This is a genomic window from Motilimonas eburnea, assembly GCF_021295345.1.
In the GTDB taxonomy this organism is placed as follows: domain Bacteria; phylum Pseudomonadota; class Gammaproteobacteria; order Enterobacterales; family CBDFNC01; genus Motilimonas; species Motilimonas eburnea.
Map to the genome: position 1 here is coordinate 206,268 of NZ_JAIMJB010000005.1, position 18,086 is coordinate 224,353.

19 protein-coding genes are annotated in these 18,086 nt (G+C 47.5%); 10 read left to right on the forward strand and 9 right to left on the reverse strand.

Annotation, left to right across the window (positions count from 1 at the left end):
• Positions 1 to 142: 142 nt before the first annotated feature.
• The 3 genes from K6Y21_RS06950 to K6Y21_RS06960 all read left to right on the forward strand — a co-directional run bounded on the left by K6Y21_RS06950 (position 143) and on the right by K6Y21_RS06960 (position 1,693).
• A complete protein-coding gene (locus tag K6Y21_RS06950; protein WP_233071057.1) occupies positions 143 to 661 on the forward strand; it encodes a methylated-DNA--[protein]-cysteine S-methyltransferase in 519 nt (172 codons plus the stop codon).
• 10 nt (positions 662 to 671) lie between these two features.
• The gene (locus tag K6Y21_RS06955; RefSeq protein ID WP_233071058.1) at positions 672 to 935 is read left to right on the forward strand and encodes a nicotinamide mononucleotide transporter; all 264 of its coding nucleotides are present in this window, start codon (positions 672 to 674) and stop codon (positions 933 to 935) included.
• Positions 936 to 1,312: 377 nt separating this feature from the next.
• Positions 1,313 to 1,693: an MmcQ/YjbR family DNA-binding protein gene (locus tag K6Y21_RS06960; RefSeq protein ID WP_233071059.1), complete on the forward strand. Its 381-nt coding sequence runs from the start codon at positions 1,313 to 1,315 to the stop codon at positions 1,691 to 1,693.
• A 14-nt stretch (positions 1,694 to 1,707) separates the two neighbouring features.
• Here K6Y21_RS06960 and K6Y21_RS06965 read toward each other — a convergent pair whose 3' ends face one another.
• Positions 1,708 to 3,684 carry an alkaline phosphatase D family protein gene (locus tag K6Y21_RS06965; RefSeq protein WP_233071060.1) on the reverse strand — a complete coding sequence of 659 codons (1,977 nt, stop codon included), beginning with the start codon at positions 3,682 to 3,684 and terminating at the stop codon, positions 1,708 to 1,710.
• Between the two features lie 413 nt (positions 3,685 to 4,097).
• On the opposite strand from K6Y21_RS06965, the gene K6Y21_RS06970 reads away from it, so the two are divergent.
• Both K6Y21_RS06970 and K6Y21_RS06975 read left to right on the forward strand, forming a co-directional pair.
• A complete protein-coding gene (locus tag K6Y21_RS06970) occupies positions 4,098 to 4,739 on the forward strand; it encodes a DUF2189 domain-containing protein (RefSeq protein WP_233071061.1) in 642 nt (213 codons plus the stop codon).
• A 187-nt stretch (positions 4,740 to 4,926) separates the two neighbouring features.
• Positions 4,927 to 5,175: an uL4 family ribosomal protein gene (locus K6Y21_RS06975; RefSeq protein WP_233071062.1), complete on the forward strand. Its 249-nt coding sequence runs from the start codon at positions 4,927 to 4,929 to the stop codon at positions 5,173 to 5,175.
• Between the two features lie 62 nt (positions 5,176 to 5,237).
• Here the strand turns inward: K6Y21_RS06975 and ubiK are convergent, their stop codons facing one another.
• The 3 genes from ubiK to ilvY all read right to left on the reverse strand — a co-directional run bounded on the left by ubiK (position 5,238) and on the right by ilvY (position 7,395).
• Entirely contained in the window at positions 5,238 to 5,522 is a 285-nt protein-coding gene (gene ubiK, locus K6Y21_RS06980) for a ubiquinone biosynthesis accessory factor UbiK (protein WP_233071063.1), read from the reverse strand.
• Between the two features lie 66 nt (positions 5,523 to 5,588).
• The gene (locus tag K6Y21_RS06985) at positions 5,589 to 6,410 is read right to left on the reverse strand and encodes an AAC(3) family N-acetyltransferase (protein WP_233071064.1); all 822 of its coding nucleotides are present in this window, start codon (positions 6,408 to 6,410) and stop codon (positions 5,589 to 5,591) included.
• 106 nt (positions 6,411 to 6,516) lie between these two features.
• Positions 6,517 to 7,395, reverse strand: coding sequence for an HTH-type transcriptional activator IlvY (gene ilvY / locus K6Y21_RS06990; protein ID WP_233071065.1), 879 nt, complete (start codon positions 7,393 to 7,395; stop codon positions 6,517 to 6,519).
• A gap of 169 nt (positions 7,396 to 7,564) precedes the next feature.
• Here ilvY and ilvC point away from each other — a divergent pair, with 169 nt between their 5' ends.
• Complete coding sequence (gene ilvC / locus K6Y21_RS06995) at positions 7,565 to 9,052, forward strand: ketol-acid reductoisomerase (RefSeq protein WP_233071066.1); 1,488 nt, start codon at positions 7,565 to 7,567, stop codon at positions 9,050 to 9,052.
• A gap of 173 nt (positions 9,053 to 9,225) precedes the next feature.
• On the forward strand, positions 9,226 to 9,597 hold the full coding sequence (locus K6Y21_RS07000) for a DUF2799 domain-containing protein (protein WP_233071067.1): 372 nt from the start codon (positions 9,226 to 9,228) through the stop codon (positions 9,595 to 9,597).
• A 35-nt stretch (positions 9,598 to 9,632) separates the two neighbouring features.
• Here K6Y21_RS07000 and K6Y21_RS07005 read toward each other — a convergent pair whose 3' ends face one another.
• The gene (locus K6Y21_RS07005) at positions 9,633 to 10,475 is read right to left on the reverse strand and encodes a substrate-binding periplasmic protein (protein ID WP_233071068.1); all 843 of its coding nucleotides are present in this window, start codon (positions 10,473 to 10,475) and stop codon (positions 9,633 to 9,635) included.
• Between the two features lie 297 nt (positions 10,476 to 10,772).
• Here K6Y21_RS07005 and tcdA point away from each other — a divergent pair, with 297 nt between their 5' ends.
• Positions 10,773 to 11,576 carry a tRNA cyclic N6-threonylcarbamoyladenosine(37) synthase TcdA gene (gene tcdA / locus K6Y21_RS07010; protein ID WP_233071069.1) on the forward strand — a complete coding sequence of 268 codons (804 nt, stop codon included), beginning with the start codon at positions 10,773 to 10,775 and terminating at the stop codon, positions 11,574 to 11,576.
• Here tcdA and K6Y21_RS07015 read toward each other — a convergent pair.
• Both K6Y21_RS07015 and K6Y21_RS07020 read right to left on the reverse strand, forming a co-directional pair.
• A complete protein-coding gene (locus tag K6Y21_RS07015) occupies positions 11,557 to 11,988 on the reverse strand; it encodes a SufE family protein (protein WP_233071070.1) in 432 nt (143 codons plus the stop codon). The two genes, tcdA and K6Y21_RS07015, sit on opposite strands and share 20 nt — an antisense overlap.
• Positions 11,988 to 13,208 carry an aminotransferase class V-fold PLP-dependent enzyme gene (locus tag K6Y21_RS07020; protein WP_349629476.1) on the reverse strand — a complete coding sequence of 407 codons (1,221 nt, stop codon included), beginning with the start codon at positions 13,206 to 13,208 and terminating at the stop codon, positions 11,988 to 11,990. The genes K6Y21_RS07015 and K6Y21_RS07020 overlap by 1 nt, the downstream gene beginning before the upstream one ends.
• 135 nt (positions 13,209 to 13,343) lie before the next feature.
• Here K6Y21_RS07020 and acuI point away from each other — a divergent pair, with 135 nt between their 5' ends.
• A complete protein-coding gene (gene acuI, locus K6Y21_RS07025; protein WP_233071071.1) occupies positions 13,344 to 14,330 on the forward strand; it encodes an acrylyl-CoA reductase (NADPH) in 987 nt (328 codons plus the stop codon).
• 235 nt (positions 14,331 to 14,565) lie between these two features.
• Positions 14,566 to 15,588: a GGDEF domain-containing protein gene (locus tag K6Y21_RS07030; RefSeq protein ID WP_233071072.1), complete on the forward strand. Its 1,023-nt coding sequence runs from the start codon at positions 14,566 to 14,568 to the stop codon at positions 15,586 to 15,588.
• Here K6Y21_RS07030 and K6Y21_RS07035 read toward each other — a convergent pair.
• Both K6Y21_RS07035 and dacB read right to left on the reverse strand, forming a co-directional pair.
• Positions 15,585 to 16,280 carry a hypothetical protein gene (locus K6Y21_RS07035; protein WP_233071073.1) on the reverse strand — a complete coding sequence of 232 codons (696 nt, stop codon included), beginning with the start codon at positions 16,278 to 16,280 and terminating at the stop codon, positions 15,585 to 15,587. The genes K6Y21_RS07030 and K6Y21_RS07035 overlap by 4 nt on opposite strands.
• A gap of 131 nt (positions 16,281 to 16,411) precedes the next feature.
• Positions 16,412 to 17,914 carry a D-alanyl-D-alanine carboxypeptidase/D-alanyl-D-alanine endopeptidase gene (gene dacB / locus K6Y21_RS07040; RefSeq protein WP_233071074.1) on the reverse strand — a complete coding sequence of 501 codons (1,503 nt, stop codon included), beginning with the start codon at positions 17,912 to 17,914 and terminating at the stop codon, positions 16,412 to 16,414.
• Positions 17,915 to 18,086: the final 172 nt, after the last annotated feature.

Here is an 18,086-nt window from a genome sequence, read left to right on the forward strand (position 1 = left end):
TTTTACTTATCTGTTCTCATACATAATGTTAGTTTTATTAATTAGTTATACTCTGGGTCACATAATGCTAACGCGCTCCACCTCATTCAGGCGAGCCTTAGGCCGCTACACTCATGACCAACAGCGCTAAAGATGAGCTAACATGAATCACAATCAGATCAGTATTCAATATTACAAACATCCTTACGCTGAATTCGTCATCGGCGTATATCAAGGCCAACTTTGCTTATGTGACTTTCGTTATCGAAAAATGCGCGAGTCCGTTGATAGTCGGCTCAGGAAGCACCTTAAGGCTGACTTTGTTGAGCAAGACGATCCTGTTATTAATCAAACAATTGAGCAACTGGAGGAATACTTTCTTGGTCAGCGCAGTGAATTTGATTTACCTCTGCTTTTAGTGGGCAGTGATTTTCAGCAGGCCGTTTGGCAAGCCTTGATGCAAGTGAAATACGGCGTTACGGCCAGTTACTTGGATTTAGCTCAGGCCATCAATAATCCAAATGCTGTGCGGGCGGTGGGTACAGCCAATGGCGCAAACAGTTTAGCCATTATCGTGCCCTGCCATCGCATTATTGGCCGCAATGGCGAACTCGTTGGCTATGGCGGCGGCTTAACTATGAAGAAAAAGCTATTAGAGCTCGAACAGAACTTATTTATATAACAGGAAGATAATGGATATTTGGCAGTATCACGGCATTGATTGGCTTGCTTTAGTGTTGACCTTTTTAGCCATTTGGCAAATCGGTAACAAGAATAAAATAGGGTTCATCTTAATGATGTGTGGCAATACTTCTTGGATCGCGATTGGCTTTCTCAGTGATAGTATGGCGATGATGATGGCCAATGTGATTTTTTTCACCATGAATGTACGGGCGCTGGTAAAGTGGTCACAGCCGGAAGTTTCCATCAATAAGTGTGAAACTGAAAATAAGTGATTCCAAGTTATCGGTATTTGGTGGCTCGCCAACCGTTTTGAATGCATTTAAACCATAGAGATGAGGGTAATAAAATAAACAACTTAACTACAATCGCCCCCATTTTGATTGCGTTTGGCCTAATTTTCGATCTACTCACCTTGCTCTATGGCACGATTGGTTGGGTAAAGAAACAATACCGCTCTGGTTTTCCTGTCATAGGTGGAGCGTGTTACCTCTTAGCCATTTTATGTTCATGGTTTTGGCCTAATGAAGCGGCAAGACTCTCGACATCAGCCCTAATTCTTACTTTGTTAACCATACACTTACTCTGCCAAGGCCCATGTTTTATGCTGGCGCGCAGGTATCGTAATCCATGAATTCAAGAAGATAAAGATATGAATAGGGATGAATTTAACCAATTTTGTGCCGCGATGCCCGCAACGAGTCATGTAGTGCAATGGGGTGGTGCCGATGTTTGGAAGGTGGGCGGCAAGGTGTTTGCAATTGGTGGCTGGGGGCCAAAACGCGATGATGGCAGTGAGTTACCCGCTTATGTGTTCAAAACCTCGGATTTGAATTTTGATTTTTTAAGTCATAGCGAAGGTTATCGCCCTGCGCCTTATATGGCCTCTCGTGGCATGAAGTGGATCCAACAAATTGATGATGCGCCAGAAAAAGATGAGGCGTTGACTTACTACCTTAAGGAGTCCTACCGCTTGGTTTCCCTTGGGCTGACCAAGAAGAAACAACGTGAGTTAGGCTTAAATCAAGATTGAGTATAAACCGCTAACTATTCCCACCTCGCTTCGGTTTCATCTAACTCGAAGGCGATATCTTTACCGTCACTGCACAGCTGCTTGACCTTTGCGGGCGAACCATCTGGATGCAATGCCACATAACCTATCCCCGCAGCATTCACCAAACGCTCACCTTTAGCGCCATGCTTGGGACGATGGGGCACAACTTTCATCCGGCGACGACGCGTAAACCAGTTTAAGGGAGAATACGGTGCGTATAGCCAGCGATTCAACCTGTCTAACACGTCTAACAATTTGGCTGGAAATTCGTTTTTGATACCGCTGCTGGTAATTTGCCAAATATCGGGGCCACCTTGACGCCCTCGTAACTGCACTTGATACGCAAAAGAGTAATGCACATCACCCGATATGATGACAAAGTGTTGCGGGGTTTTGGAATGGCGAAAAAGATTGAGTAAGACATTAGCTGCCCCGGGGTGGGCCATCCAGTTTTCTGCGTCCACCATCAAAGGCTTGCCTAGCCAAGTGAATACTTTCTGGATCACCTCGATGAGTTTGACACCAAACATGGGAGCCGGAGAGACTAAAATCACCGCTTCTTTACCGAGCAAGGATTGCTGTAAATCGGTCAACGCCTCCCAATCCATTAGCCCAGACGGCGCATTAAGGTTGCGCTCTGACCGCCATCTATGGGTGCGGGTATCCAGCACCACCAGCGCCGGTTGGGTGGGCCACTGATAATGCCAACGGTCAAAATCCAGCAAGGATTGAATTAACTTATCGTGTTGGCTTGTGCCGGGCCGACGACAGACCTGCTGAACTTGCTGCATTAAGGGTTCGCTAAACTGCTCTGGTGCATTACCCCAACCTTGGCAAATCAAATAGCCGAGTAGCGCATTACCCACAATGCGTTTAGAGAAAGGATGGCCATAGGCCGCTTGCTCCCAAGCCGCGGTTAAATTCCAATCATCGGTGACATCATGATCATCAAACATCATGGCGCAAGGCAAGTGCGCCAATAATCTTTGCACCTTGGCTAACCCGGCCACAAAGCCGCGGAGCGTGTCACGCTCTACTGTATAAGCTTGTTGCTGCGCATCATCTAGCCCTTGCGGCATAGCCATATCGACCAACCGCCAAGGCGTCGGGGACCACACCAGCAGATACATGGCCAGCACCTCAGCCAATGAAATAAGATGGTTATGGGCCGTATCCGAGGTAAAAATTGGCTTTTTCACGGCTTTAAACAGCGCGGCAATTGCGTCATCCGCATGGGTATCGTCAAGGTCGGGCAAGAGCTGCTCGCGCTTGAGGTAATGGGCTTGGTCGCCATGTAACAGCCTAGCATCACCAACGGCAGCATGGGTGAAAGGCTCATTGAATATACCTAAGCGGCGGATCAACTGATGACAAGCCACCAGCATAGGTGTGGCCACGTCATCGGCATAAATTTGGTCACCACTGAGCATCAATAGTGACGGCCATGCCACCACATCAACTTGGCCAGCTTGCTGTGTGACAAAGCATTGCGCTAGCTGATTATCTGCTGCCAGCAAACCATCGCCACTCGGATGATGGGGTTTACGACATGAGCCATGCAACAAACCTGTGACCTTAGGCTTAATCATAAAACCGGGATAGCGCTGGCCGGGATAAACTAAGCTTTTCGCCCAATCTTGCCAAGGGTGAGAGCCGGTTGCTGAGATCAGCTTAAGGTCATATTCAACCCAGACTCGTTCGGGTAGTGTAGAGGGTAGCTTAAGGTCAATAAGGTAAAAATATAAATGCTCGCCCGCGGTGATCACCTGGCTAGCTTGCCCCATTTGCTCGCGATTAAGATGAAGCGGGTTATGACCACAAGGCAGCAAACACAGCGACATATCCACACGCTCGGTCGTGGCCAACCAGAGCGTGATGCGCTCAGGGGTGACTCTTCTGATCACGGGGCCCGCTAACACCAGCGGGATAGACGTTTCTGCCATCGCTACCTCAACATTATTGATGAGCATGATCTAGCTTACGCATTAACCAAGGTATTTAGCCAATCTGTTTGCATTTCTTTACTCAATGCTCACCCCAAACTTGATATGATGTTGTTAGGGCCTGTTGACCTTTGGTGGTTAATTTTTGTTCGAGATAAAAGCGTTTTGGGCAAGGCGAGTAGTGTGTAGCTTAGCATTCTAAGTAAATACTGCTCAACGACGCACAAAACACTTTTAGCCGAATCCATAGGACAGCGTTTGTTGGTCATTTCTACTGCGTTAGCGCCTTTTTGCATAGTTGACTATGCTACAAAGTCTCTGCCTTGTATAAATACCCAACAAATCGCTGCAAAAACAAGCTCAAAAGGTAAACAGGCCCTAGTTTATAGACCTTGTCATGCTACGAATGCTGGTCAGATCGCGCTTAAGGAACGAACTAAATGGGATTTTTTAATCAAATTAACTTGGGGGAGACAAATGAGTCTCCTTCACCGCAACCAACTTCGGCTAATGCATCAATCGATCAGCAAGTGAGCTGGGCACCATTATGCGCTGGTGGCAGCAACTTTAAATCTGCGAAATTGGTGCAACAGGGGCAACGTTTAATGGTGAAGAAATCCTTTGCGGGGCTATTTTTTGCGCTGATATTTTTTATCCCTGGGTTATTGGTATTAGGCATTGGTGCCCCCTATGTCTTTTTTAATGGTGAACCCATCGCGGCTATTTTCTTAATCGTGTGGGGGGCAGCCTTTGCTGGGGTGGGCTGGTTTCTATTAGGAGTGAATCGGCGTTTAGTTATGGATCTGGAACAAGGCATTTATTATCGTGGTAAATGGCAACCGGATCTCACTGACGAGGGTAAACAAGGTTACCTTAAAGAGGTCGCAGCGCTGCAAGTGTTAACCGAGCTGGTGAGCTCCACCAGCGAAGGACGCACCTCGCGCTTTTACAGCTACGAGTTAAATTTGGTTTTACGCAACGCTCAGCGCGTTAACATCATGGATCATGGTAATAAAAAAGCGCTCGATAACGACGCTTACACTGTGGCCAAGGAGTTAGGCCTTCCCGTACTTCGGCGTTAGGCGGCGAGTCTGGCCACAGCAAAGGGGCATTGGCCTGCCCTAACTACTGAAAACAAACTATCCTCATATTGCCGATAGCCATACAGTTCCTATATAGTGTCAAGGCAGTTAATTAAAAATACTTATAAAGTAGCGAGTTAGGGCTATCATCAAGCTCAATATTGTAAACTGACAAAAGGAAAAACCCATGAAAAAACTCATCACTGTGGCTGCCATGGCCATCGCGCTTTCAGCCTGTGCTAGCAATGACAAGGTTGAAACTGCGTCAGACATTACACCTGAAATGATCAAAACGCTGCCAGAGCGCGAACTGTGTGAGGTATTGGTAAATAAAGGCAGCAGCGACGAGCAAGTGCTGTTAGCACACGAAGAACTGATTCACCGCGATGTCAACCCAACCCTATGTCGCAGCGTGCTCACGCCATCTGAAATGTAAGAAGATGAGTAAAAGCCATCGAGCATGATGTCGATGGCTGGACGCAAGACCGGATTAGGCCCTTACTCTTGGTCTTGCTGTTGCACCGCTTGCTTATCTTGAGAGCCAAGCTGCGCTTCTAGTTGTGCCAGCTTCTGCTCCATCGCCAACAGCTTCTCTCGAGTGCGAAGTAGCACTTGGGTTTGTACCTCAAACTCTTCACGATTCACTAAATCTAATTTATTTAGCTGCGCTTGTAGTACTTGCTTAACCTTGCGCTCAGCTTCTTCACCTATGGTTTTGACACCCGGTGGCAGCGCTTCAGAGACTTGCTTGGCAATTTCTTCTAATTTCTTTGGATTAATCATAATAACTCCTTCAATACTGCTGTCATTCTAGCCCCTTTAGCGCGCAAAAACAGCCCCCTTCCGGGTTTAGCGAGTTGCACTGGCGATGGCATCTTGGCAACGCAAACAATTCACATCGCTGCAGTGGGTAATGGCTTGCTGTTGTTGGATCGCGCGTTTGCAGCGAGTAATTAAAGGCTGCAGCGGATATAAGGTCCAATCACTGGCACCCACTTTAAGCTCGCGCGCAATAGGTTGCACATAGGGCTGCAGCTTATCAAAGCCATTTGAACAGCTGCCGATGGCTACCAGGTTGGTATCTACCTCACCCGTACTTGGATTAACTTGCTGAGCCCAGCGCTGAAACAGCTTACGCCCCGCTTGTTGTTCACCATAATGAATGGGAGTCACGCTGGTTAGGCTCACTCCCATGGTTAATACCCACGCCTGTGGCTGGTTATCATATAAGCCATACACATGCTGTAAGGTTTGCTGGGCCAAAATCGACTCGGCTAATGGCCCGATACCGACAAAGGAATTAATGGGATGCTGGCTCCGCACTCGCCCTGGCTTATTTAATAGTGCCCTAGGTATTGCTCCCATGCTCGGCTCAATTTCATTAGCGCGATAATCATAAGGGCGCGTAGGTGGCAGTAGCCATTCGCCGCGATGGCCACCGTAAGCGGTATCTGCCATGGCAGGCGCGCCAGCTGGTGGGGAACATAAAGGATCATAGGTAAAGCTTGGCATGATCACGGTACAACCCGCTGCAATGAGCGGATCGAGTAAGGTGTCGGGGCCGCCTTCAAGCTGGCCAAAAGATTTTATGGCGCTGTGAATAAACAAGGTTTTACCCCCTAGCGACAAGGCGGCGATGGCTTGTTCAATTTCTTGCCTAGTGGTGATCATATTGGATTCCTAACCTGAGCCGAACAAACGGGCTGACTCAGGCAAAATACAACAAAAATAGGCACATACCTATCAAAGCACGGACACTTTTTGATAAAACTGTGAGCTAATTCAACGCCATCAGAAAAGCATTAATCAAAGGCTCTGTGACCCGTTTTTTCAACCCGACAACCCCAAGATCAAACGGCTCTAATAACTTCTCAGTTTTGATACGCTGCACCCTGTCTCGCACCGGGCTGTTTTCCACCACCACATCGGGCACGATACCCACACCACATCCCAATGCCACCATGCTGACCAAGGCTTCATGACCTGTGACATTGGCGTAGATATGGGGTTTGCGAATGTGCATTTGGCGAAACCAAGAATTGATTCGCCTGCGCGCGGGGCCGTGCTCCGGCAAGATAAACGGCAACTGCTGCCAAGGCACAGCGGGCATGCTCACTTGCTGCTGCACACTGCAGTTAATCACAGGTGCAATCACCGACAGTGGGATTTCGGCTAAACTGTGAAATTTCAACTGACTGGATAAGTTATCGGGGCAAGCGGCAATGGCCACATCGACTTGCTCCGACTGCACCCGCTCCACGGCTTGCGCCGCATCGCCGGTGGCCAACACAATTTCAACTTGGGGATGATGCAAACGAAAACGGTCGAGTATTTGCGGTAAATGGCTATAAGCGGCGGTAACAGAGCAATATATGCTGAGTTTTCCTTCCAATTGCGCATTATTGCCTTGCAGATCGGCTTTCAATATTTGCCAGCTATCCAATTGCTGCTGGGCAAATCCAAGTAGCTTTTCCCCTGCTGGGGTAAGTGCCACGCTGCGGTTATCACGTTGCAGCAAGCGACTACCCACTTCTTGCTCCAACCGTTGAATGATCCGACTTAAGGTTGACGGGCTCAAATGCAGGGCTTCAGCCGATTTAGCAAAGTGGTGGCTATTGGCCAAATGGATAAAAGCTTGCAGTGATTTCAGGTCCATAAATAACGCTCTTGGGCTCAAGTTGATGTTGCAAAAAGTGCAACATAAGTTTGCAAATATATCATTTTGAGCAATGTAGATCTTGTTATATAGTGCTTTTCGTCGAGTGGCTTTTAGATTTTTATCCTAAGTCACCAAGAATTCTAAAATATATGCAAAGGGAAAACTCATGGCTAACAATTACTTTAATACGTTGAACTTGCGTCAACAGTTAGAACAATTAGGCAAGTGTCGTTTCATGGACCGTAGCGAGTTCGCAAACGGCTGTGAATTTATCAAGGGCTGGAAAATTGTAATTGTTGGCTGTGGTGCACAAGGCCTAAACCAAGGTCTAAACATGCGTGACTCTGGCCTAGACATCTCTTACGCCCTACGTGAAGCGGCAATCAAAGAGCAACGTCAATCTTACAAGAACGCCAAAGAAAACGGCTTTAACGTTGATACTTACGAAAACCTTATCCCAACAGCAGATCTCGTATTAAACCTGACGCCAGATAAGCAACACACTAGCGTAGTAAACGCGGTTATGCCGTTAATGAAGCAAGGCGCGACGCTAGCTTACTCACACGGTTTCAACATCGTTGAAGAAGGCATGAAGATCCGTGAAGACATCACTGTTATCATGGTTGCGCCTAAGTGTCCAGGTTCTGAAGTACGTGAAGAATACAAGCGTGGCTTTGGTGTACCAACCCTTATCGCTGTTCACCCTGAAAACGACCCTAAAGGCGAAGGCTTTGAAATTGCTAAAGCTTACGCAAGCGCAACCGGTGGTGACCGTGCGGGCGTACTAGAGTCTTCTTTTGTTGCTGAAGTTAAATCTGACCTGATGGGTGAGCAAACTATCCTATGTGGTATGTTGCAAACCGGTGCTATCTTGGCATACGACAAGATGGTTGCTGACGGTATCGACGCAGGTTACGCGGCTAAACTAATCCAGTACGGTTGGGAAACAGTAACCGAAGGTCTAAAATACGGCGGCATCACTAACATGATGGATCGTCTATCTAACCCAGCTAAAATCAAAGCATTCGATATGGCTGCTGAACTAAAAGAGACCATGCGTCCACTGTTCAACAAGCACATGGATGACATCATCACAGGTCACTTCTCTAAGACCATGATGGAAGACTGGGCGAACGACGACAAAAACCTACTAACATGGCGTGAAGAAACAGCTGAAACTGGCTTTGAAAAAGAAGGCCCTTCTGATGTTGTTATCGACGAGCAAGAATTCTACGACAACGGTATTCTACTAGTAGCTATGGTTAAAGCGGGCGTTGAGCTAGCGTTTGAAGCCATGACAGCATCTGGCATCATCGAAGAGTCAGCTTACTACGAGTCGCTACACGAGACGCCACTCATCGCTAACACCATCGCACGTAAGAAACTTTACGAAATGAACGTGGTTATCTCTGACACAGCGGAATACGGTTGTTACCTATTCGCTCACGCAGCAGTGCCACTCATCAAAGATTACGTTAACGGTCTAAGCACTGAAGTTATCGGTAAAGGTCTAAACCTGAAAACCAACTCGGTAGACAACAAACGTCTAATCGAAGTGAACGAAGCCATTCGCACTCACCCTGTAGAAATCGTAGGTAAGAAACTACGTGGCTACATGAGCGACATGAAAGCGATTGTTGAAGCAGCACAATAAGTTTCACTTATTTTTCGCTGATTAGAAAAACCAAGGCATTTTGCCTTGGTTTTTTTTTATTATCACGGTAACGTAAGCCTCACATCATTTTTATCTAAAGCTGATAGCTAAATTGACAGTTTTGTTTGCTTAGCCGTTCATACTTACATGATCCGTTAAAACAGAGGTTCCTTATGAAAGCAATGATTATCACCGCCTTAGTTGCCGCACTAGCTGGCTGTGCATCTAATTCACCCGTTGCCAACCTAGTTCAGGCGAACAATTGGGCTGGGCTTGGCGCTGCCGATGTCGAGAAGGGCCTGGTAAAAAGAGATCAAAGTGCACTAAATAAAGTGAGCGCCAAATTTTCAGGTAGCAATGCTGACTATCAAGCTTATTCAGAAGCTTATGACGCTGGCTTACCCACTTATTGCGATATCAAAAATGCATACGTAGTGGGGTTTGCCCAACAAGAATATCACGGTATTTGTGATGACTTGCCACAAGGTGAGAAGTTTAGAAATACTTACAAACAAGCCCGTTATACTGGCAAAGACGGCCTCTAAGCAGTCACTATTAAAGGGCTTCTTCATGAAGCCCTTTAATCCGCCGCCATCAAATCCGCTAAACTCGCGCCGTAATAATCCTTATATAAGGTATTGGTAAAGCCACTATCAGCTAACTCTTTTAATGCAAGGCGAAACTTATCTGCCACCGTACCAGACACGGTTTGAGTGGGATAATTTTGCCAATACAGAGGTTTGCTTGCATCATAATGGGGATTCGTTTCGCTGGCGAAATGGGGCGATTGTTTTGAAAAGCCCAAGGTTAACTGCGTCATGCCACCGCAGCAATTCATATGAAACATCAACTCGGTTTGCCTTGGATGTTGCACTAGGTAGTAATACAAGGTACCAAAATCATCCATATAAAAGTCAGCTTGGTTAGCTAAGATCAAGTCAATGGCCCGCTCAAAGGTGAGTTCCGGTGGGCGTTTAAAATCGATATGCGGATTATCTGTTTGTGGACCGGGGGATCCCAGCGCAACCAGCACCACTTTATGTGCTAGCTGATCGTAGTTTTTAATCTTGTCCTTACCTATTCGAGTTAAGCCGACATCGGCAGCGGGAATACCATTAGGATAAAAGAAATAGAATTCTGAGCGCGCTTCGGTAAAGGTTAAGCCAGGGTAAAAGTCGATAGAGCCGTCTTTTAGCCCACGTAAGATACGATTTTTGGGAGAGCGGACCACAACCAGTTCGCAGCCTATTTTGTCTGCAGCCGCCTTATATAAATCATAATAGAGGCCCGTATTATTGGGTTTAGCATTGATGTTAGGCATGCGTGCTGTGGTGCGATAGCCCATTTTGAGTTCACAAGCTTGTAGCTGCATAGAAACCAAGTAAATACTTGCACAGACCATCAGCCCTAACCATTTCAACATATCACCCTCACTCGCTCGGAGCTTGTCATGACTAGAGTATAGAAATTGAGGGGGATGTCTTAGATCAAATTTCCATCATTGCAGTGGGAGGGGACAACTTACAGTCTTTTCGCCGAACGAGCTCGCCTCCCACCAAGCAAACCGTCCTCTGCGGCAGCGATTTTTTAATCGCGAATATTTACCCGCCGCACACGCATTCGGGGAATAAGTTCCGACCCTACTCGCAAGGTGTGGGATCGTGCATCTTTAAGTAGCTTGGGTATAATGCGCACCTAGTCAGTTTTGGGGGAAATAGCTATGTCATCCTTTGATCATAGATTTGGCGGTATCGCTCGCTTATATGGCGCTAGCGCGCTACAAGGTTTTAAGCAGGCACATGTTTGCGTTATCGGCATAGGTGGCGTGGGCAGTTGGGCCGCAGAAGCCCTTGCCCGCTCAGGCATTGGCCAAATCAGCTTAATTGACATGGATGATATCTGCACCACCAATACTAACCGCCAAATTCATGCCCTGACTCATACCGTCGGCCAGCAAAAAATTGATGCCATGGCGGAGCGTATTTTGGCTATCAACCCTGAATGTCAGGTGCATTGCATCGATGATTTTGTTAGCAAAGAAAACCTATTTGAGGTTATTAATAACGACTTTGATTATGTGATTGATGCCATCGACAGTGTGCGTGCTAAAGCCGCGCTGATTGCTCACTGTAAACGTAACAAGGTACCTATCATCACCATAGGTGGCGCTGGCGGTCAAATCGACCCGACTCAAATCCAACTAGGCGATCTCGCCAAAACCATTCAAGACCCGCTAGCCGCTAAGGTGCGTTCGGATTTGCGCCGTTTCTACAACTTTACCAAAAATCCCAAGCGCAAATTTAGCGTGGATTGCGTCTTTTCTACCGAGCAATTAATTTACCCCGATTTAGACGGTGGTGTTTGTCACGCCAAGGCGCAAAGTGATGGCAATATGAAGATGGACTGTAGCTCGGGATTTGGCGCGGCAACTCATGTTACCGCTAGCTTTGCATTCGTTGCCGTTGGCCGGGTATTGAAGAAACTCGCCGAGAAAGCCAACAAGGCTAAAGAGTCAGACGCTTGATCTCAGCAACTACGGCATGCAGCCCATTGCTACGAGATGGACTAAGCTGCTTGGTTAACCCCAGCTCAGCAAAGTATTCTTCGATATCAAATTCTTGAATTTTCTCACTGGATTGACCGTTATAGGCCGCTAAGACGATGGCTAATAAGCCATTGACGATACGGGTATCACTGGCAACATAAAATTGCCAGCTGTCATCTTGCTGCCTTGCCACTAACCAAGCCGCACTTTCACACCCATCCACCTGATGTTCTTCAATTTTAAATAAATCGGGTAGCGCAGCGAGCTGCTTACCAAGCAGGATGATTTGGCGATAGCGCGCTTCCCAACCACTTTGCTGCGCAAACAAATCCAGCACATCATCGCTGCTTATTTCGTTACCAAAAACGTTGTTGATCAACTGATTCGACATTATAAAAACTCCAATGTTTTTTGCAGTGCAGTAATGAAGGCATCAACATCTTGCTTGGTAGTATAACAGCCAAAAGACAGCCTTAAGGTGCCGTTTAAGCCAAGGGCGTCCATCAAGGGCATGGCGCAATGGTGACCGGCTCGGATGGCAATCCCTTGTTGGTCGAGCAAGGTGGCAATGTCGCTGTGGTGTTCACCCTTAACCACAAAGCTAATCACCGCCATTTGCTCCTGTGGCGATCCGATCAGGGTGATTTCGCTGAGCTGTTCAAGCTGCTGTTTGGCATAAGCCAATAAGACTTGCTCTTGGTTGTGTATTGCTACTCGGTCGAGACTCGTTAGAAACTCGATTGCAGCACCTAGGCCAATTACACCGGAAATGTTAGGGGTGCCGGGCTCGAATTTAAACGGCAATGCATTAAAGGTGGTGCCACTAAAGCTGACTTTTTTAATCATCTCACCACCGGTTTGCCAAACCGGCATGGCATTGAGCAGCTCGGTTTTACCGTACAGCACGCCGATACCTGTCGGGCCATACATTTTATGGCCAGAGAACACATAAAAATCACAATCAAGGGCCTGCACATCAACTGGCATATGAGCGACGGCTTGCGAGCCATCTACTAGCACCTTGGCCCCGACTTGATGACTCATCTTCACCAGTTGCGCAATGGGGTTCACCGACCCTAGCACATTGGAAACATGAGTGATGGCGACGATACGCGTGCGCTCCGTTAACAGCTCGCTCACTGCGTTCATATCCAACTCACCATTGGCGGTCAGTGGAATAACCCTGATCACCAGATCGCGCTGCTGTGCCAATTGTTGCCAAGGCACGATATTGGCGTGGTGCTCCATGGTCGAAAGCAAGATTTCATCGCCAAGATTGAGCAAGCTGCCGTAACTTTGTGCCACTAGGTTGATGGCCTCGGTCGCGCCCTTGGTCCAGATAACTTGTTCACGACTCGGCGCATTGATGAACTGGGCGACGAGATCACGAGCGTGTTCAAACTTTTGCGTAGCGCGCGCACTTAAACAATGAGCGGCGCGGTGCACATTGGCATTATCTTGTTGATAATAAACATTTATCGCCTCAATCACAGGATCAGGCTTTTGTGTGGTCGCCGCACTGTCCAAATAAACCAGTGGATAACCATTGGCTTGTTGTTGTAATACAGGAAATTGTGCTCGCATTGCTGCGTTATTCTGTTCTTGGTTCAAGTTCGTCACCTTTTTAAGCATCGCGCCTATGATCCACTTTTACGCCCCCCCTTACAAGTTAGGGGTTTATACCGATTGCAGAGCAAGTTATTCAAGCTTATGCTTAATTTTTATCATTCCTGTAAGGAGTTAAGCATGTTCAATGCCCTGATCCTGCGCCAACAAGATAAGCAAACGTTAGCTAGCGTCGAGCCCATCGATGAAACCCAGCTGCCAGAAGGTGAAGTATTAGTCGCAGTGGATTATTCCTCTCTTAACTATAAAGACGCATTAGCCATTACTGGCAAAGGCAAAATCGTGCGCCAATTTCCCATGGTGCCGGGCATTGACTTCACAGGCAAAGTGATTCAATCAAGTGACCTGCGCTACCAAACAGGTCAACAAGTGGTACTAACCGGTTGGGGCGTAGGTGAAAACCATTGGGGCGGATTAGCCGAAAAAGCACAGGTAAAAGCAGATTGGTTAGTGCCTCTCCATGAAGATTTAACCGCTAAAGAATCCATGCAACTAGGCACCGCAGGCTTAACCGCCGCATTGTGTGTTCAAGCATTGCAACAAGCTGGCATCACACCGGAGCAAGGCGAAATCATAGTGACGGGCGCCAGCGGTGGCGTGGGGAGTGTCGCCGTTGCTTTGCTGCACGCCTTAGGCTATGAAGTCGCAGCCGTTACAGGTCGAGCGGAAAATCGTGATTGGCTCACGGCACTCGGCGCCAGTCGCATTGTAAGCCGCGAAGAAATGTTAAGCCCGAACCGCCCACTTGATAAACAGCAATGGGCAGGTGCGGTTGATACCGTAGGCGGCCATGTGCTAGCTAAGGTATTGAGCCAAATAAACTACAACGGCGCCGTCGCCGCTTGTGGCCTAGCCGGAGGCTTTGAATTACCGACCACCGTCATGCCTTTTATATTGCGTGGGGTAAATTTATTGGGCGTGGACTCGGTCAACTGCCCATTTGAACAACGACAAAAAGCGTGGCACTTGTTAGCCACAGGATTGCCGCATTCTTATTATCAGAACGCGTGCCAGACCATTAATCTTGAACAGGCAGCCAGCTATGCTGCTCAGTTACTTGATGGCAAGGTAACGGGGCGCGTATTAGTCGATATCACCGCCAATTAATCGCCTTGAAGGGCCTCAATGGATCGCAGCGGTATCGCTGTGATCCTCACACGGCCGAGCCTTAACCCAACAAATACCCCAAGTTTCAATGACCTTAGGTGTGGCTTAAGTCGCAAATTATGCGATACCTGTTTGCCCCAAAGCAAGCAATCTCATTTTTAACGAGAAACCTAAGCCAATTTCAGCTAACTTTAGCAAAACGCCTCTTTTTATGTTTCAGTTGGCACAGGTAATAATGAGTAAAAAACTATTTCAGCAATCCACCGAGAACCTGCGTAAAGCGGTTCCGTTAATGATTAAAAACCAAGTGCCTACCACGCCAACCAATTATGCACTTTGGTACACTTATGTGGATAACAGTGTGCCGCAAATGAACAAAGAGCTCGACCAAGCGATCACTGACTATGGCATGTGCCCACCTGCCACAGGGGAAAACTTATACCGCACTTACATTGCCAGTAAAACCGAAACCGATATTCGCCAACTGCGCACCAGTTTAGAGCTATTACTCAATGAGGTGGCTCACTCTATGACGGACACCTTGGCCGACACTCAAGACTTTCAAACCATGATAGACAAAAATTTTGATTGCTTATCTCGGGTTGAAGATGAAGGCTTATCATTTGAAGAGGTCATGGAGTTAGTGCGAGGCCTGATTTCCGAATCAAAGGAGATTCGCCACTCGACGCGTTTTTTGAACAATCAGTTAAATAATGCCAGTTCGGAAGTCGCGCGATTAAAAGCGCAATTGGAACAAGTTCAACAAGATGCGCTTTATGATGGCTTGTCTGGATTACTTAACCGACGAGCATTGGATAATGACTTGGCCAGCCTATGCGCAGCCAACCAGCCTTTTGGTTTTATCTTGGTCGATATTGATCATTTTAAAAATTTTAATGATCAATACGGCCACCTATTTGGCGACACGGTGATTAAAGCCATTGCCCGTCGCTTACAATTAAGCTGCCGAGATGGGATCGCCGCTTATCGCTTTGGTGGAGAGGAGTTTGCATTACTGGTGCCAGCCAAAAACTTAAGGGTCACGCGCCAACTTGCGGAGTCGATACGTCGCGCGGTGGAAAAAGTATCCGTCAAAGATAAGCGCAGCAATCAACAGGTCGACAACATTACCGCATCATTTGGCGTGGCCGAATTCACCCCTGGCGACAGCCCTAGCCAAGTGATCGATCGCGCAGATAAACAACTCTATGAGGCAAAACGGCTGGGTCGCAATCGAGTCCTTCCCATGTCAGTTTAAGCTCCGAGCCCAATGCTTAACGGCTGCATGGCTTGCAATAAACGTTTGCGAGCTGGCCGACTATCTGCGCCGAGATCGTGTTGCAAGCGCGTTAGCCCATTAAGATCGATCACACGATAACCCGCGACCAAATCTGTCATGGCTAAGCCATGTTGTAAGCAAGCGAACTGAAGTTGCTCCACCCCCCCCGGCGCGTGCCACTCTATGGGGGACAAATCCGGCCATGGCTGAGTGTTACCCAATAATGTGAAACCATTCGCTGGAGTGCGCTCATGAGCCGCAATAACGGGGTAATTTTGCAATAATAAGATGGCCTTACGATAATGATCACCCGACAACACTGGGCTATCCGCGGCGATGTAGATAAACTGCTGCAACCCTTGCTGGCGCAACTGGTTGTCTAGTTCAACGAGGTGATGACTGATGCCATGGCCTTGATAGCCCACCACCTGCCAAGGTTGCTTTTGTTGATGGGTATCGGCAAGAAATTCCGCCCAATTAAGATCTTGCTCTGGCACGGCTAGCACAACCTTTCCCGGCCAAACTTTGGCGTCTTCTAAGGCACATTCAATAAATAGCTGACTCAGCTGCATCGCTCGTTTCGCGCCTAACTCCGCGGTCAACCCCAAACGACACTGCCCCAAACGAGGCCGCTCCAGCAACACCACTAAGCAGGGAATAAATCGTCTCATGCACACCTCACAGCAGCCGGATCCACGAGCTTGTTACCAGGCTGTTAATAAACAACATAAATATCAACAGCATCCACTATACCAAATATTCCAAGCCAGCCTATTTGTATGCTCCGAATATGAAACTAGTGTCACTGTTTTTTCTGCAATTGCCCCGTTGTTAACAACTCGGTAAAAAAATCACGTTCAAACTGACGAATAGGATTTAATTTGTTTTTATACTTTTTGGCGTGCCTTGGTGGCAAGTTATAACCCGAAACCAAGTAGGCAAATAATCTAGGCCCTTGCACCGTGTCGATAACGCCGACCATGTTAACAACGCTCTTTAACGATCCCGTCTTACCCCTGACTTTGCCTTTTAATGCATCAACGCGCAGTGACGTGCGCCACTTTAAGGTGCCATCAACACCTGACGTGGCTAAGGAGTCTAATAGCTTCAACTTCGTTTCGTGGTTGTAAACATATTGCATCACTTGCAGCAGTTGATCGACCGTGACTAGGTTGTGACGTGATAAACCCGATCCATCCGCCATGATCGCATCATACAAGTCCAACTTGGCTTGTTTCTTCAAGATGGCTTTGACCGCAGCCTCACCACTACGGTAGCTACCTGCCTGATTATAATATTCTGCACCAAGGGTTTTAAACACCACATCGGCAATCAGGTTATCCGAATCCTTTAGCATTTTTTTCAGTAAGTAATTCAAGGAAGCCGAGCGCTGCCTGACGAGCACGTCACCTTCAGGCTCCACCGTCGATTCCTTTAAAATTTGCCCCGTATGCTTAATACCAGCCGCCTTCAAGTCAGCCGTTAAAATGCTGGCAAAGTACGTCACAGGATCATTGACTGAAAACTTCATCGGGATGGCTTCCTTGCGCTCGACAAAGCAGCCCACCAGTTCATAATGGTTGGCATCACCACGGTGTAGCTCTAAACCACAATGGCGATCTCGCATTTCACGCCATGTTTTTAGCGCATAAGTGCTGTTGGCGACACGAATGGGCTCATGAGGCGGAATGAAAACACGAGTTTCCCCTTGCTTTGTCACGGAAAGATTACCTTGTACACAGTTACGGTTGATGATCACCGCACTGGCGGGAGAGGTATAACAAACGCCCAGATCATTCCAAGATTGGCCATTACTCCAATAGTAGCCATCAAATCGCGCAACATTGATCAAGATGTCACCGGATAGTTTAGTCACCCCACTTTGGCGTAAGGTTTTTAACATTTCGCGTAATTGCTTGCGGGTAAAGTCAGGGGCACCTGACAGACGAAACCGGATATCTTGGCTGATGGTGCCTTGCTTTAAGGTGGCTTTAGTCGCCGTTTCTATCTGCGTGTTGAAACGATAGCTTCCGCCCAAAAACAACTTGGCGGCGGTGGCAGTAATCAACTTTTGCGTACTGGCCGGCGCGGCATTCAGGTAGCGGTTTTGTTGGTTAATCACGGTGCCGTCTGGTTTCGCCACCACATAAGCCAGCATCGGCTTTGATTCCATCTCTTCAAATTGCGCTCCTGCCCATGCCGAAGCCGATAACCAAAATAACATTAACCCAAGACCACGCACCATGATGGCAACCCCTCCTCTAATTTGAGTCAATAGCTTAGGACTTTCATCTAAAAAAAGCATCAACTTTCAACCTGTTTAACCCATTTATCAATATCTTTGGTTGATATGTCTGAAGACGTGCAACAAGCATTATCGAAGGGTTACTTACGCTCACCAACCAAGCCCGCTAGAAATATCCGGGCAAAACTTGAGCGTGATGCGGGGCTAAGGTATGTTGGAGCCATCTAGTTTT